The 6256-nt window shown below is 60.7% G+C and carries 7 protein-coding genes; all 7 read left to right on the top strand.

All coding sequences use genetic code 11. From position 1 onward, the window contains the following. On the top strand, nt 1–890 hold an 890-nt coding region (locus tag NKJ06_RS33750; protein WP_352812233.1), incomplete at its 5' end, for an ABC transporter ATP-binding protein. Nucleotides 891–1204: 314 nt separating this feature from the next. Further along, nucleotides 1205–2563, top strand: a complete 1359-nt coding sequence (locus NKJ06_RS33745; RefSeq protein WP_352812231.1) for an amine dehydrogenase large subunit — start codon at nt 1205–1207, stop codon at nt 2561–2563. Between the two features lie 5 nt (nt 2564–2568). Continuing rightward, nucleotides 2569–3114: a MauE/DoxX family redox-associated membrane protein gene (locus tag NKJ06_RS33740; protein ID WP_352812235.1), complete on the top strand. Its 546-nt coding sequence runs from the start codon at nt 2569–2571 to the stop codon at nt 3112–3114. An 11-nt stretch (nt 3115–3125) separates the two neighbouring features. Further along, a complete protein-coding gene (locus NKJ06_RS33735) occupies nt 3126–3725 on the top strand; it encodes a thioredoxin domain-containing protein (RefSeq protein WP_352812229.1) in 600 nt (199 codons plus the stop codon). Between the two features lie 166 nt (nt 3726–3891). After that, nucleotides 3892–4284, top strand: coding sequence for a methylamine dehydrogenase light chain (locus NKJ06_RS33730; protein WP_352812227.1), 393 nt, complete (start codon nt 3892–3894; stop codon nt 4282–4284). Nucleotides 4285–4344: 60 nt separating this feature from the next. Next, the gene (locus tag NKJ06_RS33725; RefSeq protein ID WP_352812226.1) at nt 4345–4749 is read left to right on the top strand and encodes a c-type cytochrome; all 405 of its coding nucleotides are present in this window, start codon (nt 4345–4347) and stop codon (nt 4747–4749) included. 88 nt (nt 4750–4837) lie between these two features. After that, the gene (speB, locus tag NKJ06_RS33720) at nt 4838–5902 is read left to right on the top strand and encodes an agmatinase (protein WP_352812224.1); all 1065 of its coding nucleotides are present in this window, start codon (nt 4838–4840) and stop codon (nt 5900–5902) included. Nucleotides 5903–6256: the final 354 nt, after the last annotated feature.

The following is a 6256-nucleotide window of genomic DNA, read 5'->3' as shown; positions in this document are numbered from 1 at the left end:
GGGCCTTGGGGCGCCTGGGGGGATGGCTGGGGGAAACACACCGGCGCGGGTCCATGCCCCGGGCGGGGTGGGGCTATATGCTGCCCCTCCGGCGGGGATTTGCGCGGGGGCTGGGGGCCGAGCCGATCCGGATTACGAAGGGCCGTATTGATTTCGAGAACGTCCATTTCCACTACGGCAACCATCGGCTGCGGCTCTACAGCGATTTCTCGGTGTCGATCAAGGCCGGCGCGCGGGTTGGATTGGTCGGTCCCTCGGGGTCCGGCAAGACCACATTCGTGAAGCTCATCCAGAGGCTCTACGACCTGAACGGCGGCCGAATCCTGATAGACGGCCAGGACATCTCCAAAGTGACCCAGGCGTCGCTTCGTTCGCAGATCGCGATCGTGCATCAGGAACCGATCCTGTTTCATAGGTCGTTTGCCGAGAACATCGCCTACAGCCGGCCCAGTGCGAGCCAGGCCGAGATCGAGGAAGCGGCACGGCTCGCCAGCGCGCATGAGTTTATCGCTCGCCTGCCGAAGGGCTATGGCACGCTGGTGGGCGAACGCGGCGTGAAACTTTCCGGCGGGGAACGCCAACGGGTGGCGATCGCACGCGCCTTCCTCGCGAATGCACCCATCCTGATCTTCGATGAGGCGACCTCAAGCCTCGATTCGGAATCGGAGGTGCTGATCCAGAAGGCGATGGAACGGCTAATGGTCGGCAGGACCACGCTGGTCATCGCGCACCGGCTCTCGACAGTACGCGCTCTCGACAGGCTGCTCGTCTTCGACCGCGGCCGCATCATCGAGGAAGGTAGCCATGCGGCGTTAGTCCGTCTCGACTGCGGCATGTACCGCCGCCTGTTCGAGCGACAGGCGCTGGAGCTGACGAAGGGCCTTATCTGAGGCCAATGCGGACCGCGGTCCAATGAGGGCGGCTTCCATTTCCCAAGACGGCGGAGTCCTGTCCGCCCGTCTTGGGAAACGACGGTCAACCAACACCTACTGTCGAGTTTGTCGAGTCCGCGACACCGAGGGCTGTTCGGCCCAGCTCCTGCTGCACTCTCGTTAAGTCATTGAATATATGCAGGGCGCGTTCTTCTGAGGCACTTTTCTGCGCAACTGGCACAGTTTTTGGAGCTCCCTCGTTGCGAGGCGGCAGAAGCTGACGACCGACCTTCATGTGTCGTGGGTGAGATCGCGATGGCGATTCACCTAATTTGAACACGTGCGAGCCGTTCTGTCTGCGGATTGATTTCAGGCCACGGCTGCCGCCGCAGTTTCCGCGCCGTGATCTCTCGCATGTGGCGAACGTTGCTTTGATTCCGATCGTTGTGAAGATCGAACGAGGAGATTTCGAATTGCTAAGAATATTCAGACGGAGCGTTGAAGGCTTTCCGGTGATCGAAAGCCCTGCGCCAAATTTCACTGCGGCGGCGGCTGGCCTTTTCACTGTTGTCGCCGCAATCGTCACCGCTACTTTGGCAGCACACGCACAACAACTGGAGCAGGAGGAAGTTACGGTCGAAACAATTCCCGCCGGCACCAAGAAAGTCTATCTCGCCGACATGGCGGCCAACCACAATGTCGATGGTCGCCTGTATATTCTCGACGCCGACGATCTTAAATTTCTGGGGATTGTCAGCACCGGCTTTGACGGGATGATTTACGCTCCCCACCGCAAAAACGAAATTTACGTCGCCACCACGTATTACTCGAAGCTGACCCGTGGCGAGCGCCTGGATCTCCTCGAGGTCTATGATGCTTCGAGCCTTGCGCTCAAGGAAGAAATCGAGATTCCGAAGACACGTGCGCTAGCTGGGAACTATCGGCCGCTCATGCAGGGCTCCGCCGATGACCGCTTCGTCTTTATCCAGAATGCCACGCCGGCAACTTCCGTCACTGTCCTCGACATAAATGCCAAGGCGGCCACTGCCGAGATTTCGAACGACGGCTGCTACGGCACCTATCCAGCATCGGGAAATCCGTTACGCTTTTCCACGATTTGCGGTGACGGCACCTTCGGCACTTACACGCTGGCGCAGGACGGCAAGAGTGCCGAGCGCAAGTCGAGCACAAAGCTCTTCGACGCCGACGAGGAAGCATTGTTCAGCCACGCCGAGCGGGAAGGCCAGAGTTGGCTGTTCGTCTCCTACGGCGGCACGGTGTACAGGGTCAACTTGGAAGGCGAAAGCGTGGAGCTGCTCGAGACATTCCCGCTCAACGAAGGAGTGGAAGGCAGCTGGCGCCCGGGCGGGGCCCAGCCGATCGCCTATCATTCCGGTTCCGGAGTGCTTTTTGCGCTGATGCATTCAGGCGGTGTGGAGGGCAGCCACAAGAACCCGGCGGAGGAAATTTGGGCCTTCGACGTGCGAAAAAAGGCACTGCTATCGCGTTCTCCTACCAAGACAGCGACTTCCCTGACCGTTTCCACCGCGGAGACACCGACCCTGTTTGCAGTCAACCCGATCGACGCGACAGTCATCCGGTATACCGCCGATCCCGCGGCGCGGTTCGCGCTGACTGAGACGCATGTCGAGAAGGTGGGTGAGACCGTCATACAGGTCGAGGCTGATTGAGCGCCATGCACGAGCTCGATCCCCTAGCCGTCGTCACTTCGATCGGGCTTCTCGTTTTGGTGTTCGCGCGCGCTATTCTTCACAAAATTACGGATTTCGGGAAGTTGCGGCAAACCGTCATCGATTATCGTATCGCGCCGGAGCGATTGGCCGGACCTATCATCGCTGCGCTGACCGGTGCCGAGAGTCTCACCCTGGCATCGCTGCTTACGCCGGGCTTTAGAGGCTTCGGAACGCTGGCGGCGGCGTTCCTTTTATTGGGCTATGGCGCAGCGATGGCGATCAACCTGGCACGCGGGCGCACAAATATCGATTGCGGCTGCGGCGGCCCCGGTCAGAGCATCTCCTGGGCACTCGTTGGCCGCAACGTCACGCTTGCCGGCCTTGCTGGAGTCGCCGCCGCGCCGGTGGTCCGGCCGTTCGGTGGATTCGATGTAATGCTGATGCCGACGGTCCTCGGGGCGGCTTGGCTGCTTTTGCTTGTTTTTGAGAGGCTGATGCAGACCTTCTCACATGTACGGGCAGTCGGCGCCTACCGCCGCAGATATTGAAGGGGGCGGACATGACACTTCAGGCGCTGGCTGTCACCGTCTTGATCTTAGGGCTCCTGGTGATCGCCTTGCTGATCCTCGTTCTGGCGCTCGCCCGGCAGGTGGGGGTCCTATTCGAGCGGGTCGCTCCGATGGGGGCGCTCATCATTGATTCAGGCCCCGGCATCGGCGATCCAGTTCCCAAGATGGACCTGACGACGCTTGACGGTCAGTCGATTGCAGTCGGTGTCGCCGGGGATCGAAGCCAGCTCTTCTTTTTCGTGTCGCCGGACTGCCCGGTCTGCAAGCGGCTTTTGCCCATCCTCAAATCGACCCGAACGGCGGAAGCCGGCTGGCTTGACGTGGTGCTCGCCAGCGATGGCGAACGCAACATCCACGAGCGTTTCGTTCGCGAGCGCGACCTTGGAGACTTCCCTTATGTACTGTCTCGTGACTTCGGTATGATTTTTCGTGTCAGCCGGCTGCCCTTCGCCGTGCTGATCGACGGATCGCGCGTGGTGCGCGCCAAAGGGTTGGTGAACAATCGCGAACAGCTCGAGAGCCTTTTCACCGCGAAGGAAATCGGTTCGCCGTCGATCCAGCATTACCTGGACAGGGCGGCCGTTGAATGAGCTTCGAGATTCATTGGAGGCAGACATGTTAAAGAAATTTTCCAGATTCGTTACCGCTCTCGACGATGCCGCGGAGGCCGGAATCCGGCGCTCCGCTCAAAGACTTGGGCGGCGCAGCTTTCTGTCGATCCTAGGTGGAGCATTGGTTGGCGGAACAGCGCTACCCATGCTGCCCTTCGATCGAAGCGGCGGACGCGCTCACGCGCAGGGCGCGGACGACGATAAGGCATGCGAATACTGGCGCTATTGCGCCCTTGACGGGTTCCTGTGCACCTGCTGTGGCGGCACGGTCTCGTCCTGCCCGCCGGGGTCGGAACCCTCCGCCGTCACTTGGGTCGGCACCTGCCAAAGCACCCAGGACGGCAAGTCCTATCTCATCAGTTACAATGACTGCTGCGGCGTGACGTCATGCGGTCGCTGCCCTTGCAACTACAATGTCGGCGAGCGACCAGGATACCGGATGGGCGTCCATAACGACATCAACTGGTGCATGGCCAATGACCGGAGCAGTTATCATTGTACCGTCGCTGCCGTGATCGGCATGTCGGCGGCCGGCTGATCACGCATGGGTATCTGGCCAACCCTCCTGACCGGCATGGTAAGTGTGGGACTGTTGAGCTTGACCGCGCACGCGTATGCCGTCAGCGATTCCCCGCGGACCCTCTACCTGCTGCGTTGCTCTGGCTGTCACGGCATCGACGGCAGTGGCTCGAAGACTGGCCGTGTGCCCGGGCTCGCGGGCATCAACAAATTGCTCCTGCATCCTGATGGGCGACTGTTTCTCGCCAATGTGCCGGGCATCAAGAACTCCGGCCTTTCGGACAGTCAGATCGCCCAGCTACTGAACTGGGCGCTCGATCATTGGGGCGACCGCTCGATCAGTGAGATTGGCCCGCCGCTGAACGGCGATGAAATCAGGCGTCTCAAGAAGATTCCCGTGGACGATCTCACTCGCCTGCGCGGCCGCATCGCGGATGACCTCGCAGCTCAAGGCATCGATATCGGGTCCTATTCGGCGCAGTGAGCTCAAATCGGCGTCAAACAGGAGCTCGACCAGATCCGGCCCACGGCTCCGGAAAGAGGCCGCGTCAACCAGGGAGATAGTAGGCAACATGGCATGGGACAACGAACGTCTTAGGGCTCTTCGCAACAAATATGGAGAAGGCGATAGCGGTGAGCCGTTCGACCCGAAATTCCGCCGTGTCACCCAGAAGATCGAATTGTCCGGGTTAAGCTCCAGCGGCCTGCCCTATGCCGGCATCCCTACCTTCCTTGACGCACCCTACCGCCCGATCGACCCCTCCAATCCCGATTTCGGCGACGTTCAGGTGGCGATCGTCGGCGTGCCGATGGATCTGGGTGTCACCAACCGCACTGGCGCCAGCTTCGGGCCGCGCGCGTTACGCGCTATCGAGCGTATTGGTCCCTATAATCACGTACTCGACTGCGCGCCGGTGTTTGATCTGCGCGTCGCAGACATTGGCGACGTCCCCTTTTCCAGCCGCTATCGGCTCGAGCAGTGCCACGCCGACATTGCGGCCTATCTCGACACCATCGTCGCGGCCGGCGTGATACCGCTCACGGTCGGTGGCGACCATTCTATCACCCATCCGATCCTCAACGCGGTCGGCAGAGAACGTCCCGTCGGACTTATTCACATCGACGCTCATTGCGACACCGGCGGCGCTTTCGGCCAGACCAGGTTCCATCACGGTGGCCCTTTCCGCAATGCGGTGCTCGACGGTGTGCTCGATCCGACGCGAACTATCCAGATCGGTATCCGTGGTGCGGCGGAATATTTTTGGGAATTTTCCTACGAATCCGGCATGACAGTGATCCATGGCGAGGACATCCCCTCTATTGGCATTCCCACAATCATCGAAAAGGCGATGCAGGTCGTCGGTGACGGCCCCACCTATCTCTCCTTCGACATTGACAGCCTGGATCCCGCCTTTGCCCCCGGAACGGGGACGCCTGAAGTGGGTGGGCTCTCCACCCGGGAAGTGCTGGAGTTCCTCCGCGGCCTCAAGGGTATCGACCTTGTCGGCGGCGATGTCGTCGAAGTCGCTCCGCAATATGATGCCACGACCAATACCGCTCAGGCCGGCGCTCAGGTGCTTTTCGAGACACTGAGCCTGATGGTTTTCAGCCCGTCCATTGCCCACAAGCCGGGCTAGGGACCCATAGGATCAACCACAACGATGACAACGGAACGGCCGGGGTGACCGGTTTCAAAAGGGAGGATGACTACCCCGCTTTAGGCATCGGCCTGGACGATGACGGCTCGGGATGCTCCTGTCGTCGATCGCGCGAGCGCGTAGTAGACCACCGCTGGCGGCGCACGGCCTTCCCCTGGCCGTCTGAAAGGGCACCTTCAACGGCACCCCAAAACCTCAATCTTCATCGACCTAAGGTCGGAGACTCCGACGAACCCTTAAATCACGCAAGATCGTGGTCGAGTAGCTCAGCCATTCGGCTTTCGCCCTCACAGATCCGGGCGGGCGGATTTCCCGCACCCGGCTCTTCCCGAG

This window comes from Mesorhizobium sp. M0293, from assembly GCF_040321735.1.
In the GTDB taxonomy this organism is placed as follows: domain Bacteria; phylum Pseudomonadota; class Alphaproteobacteria; order Rhizobiales; family Rhizobiaceae; genus Mesorhizobium.
The sequence above is the reverse complement of the archived record's forward strand: the minus strand, read 5'-3'. Positions and strand labels throughout refer to the sequence as shown.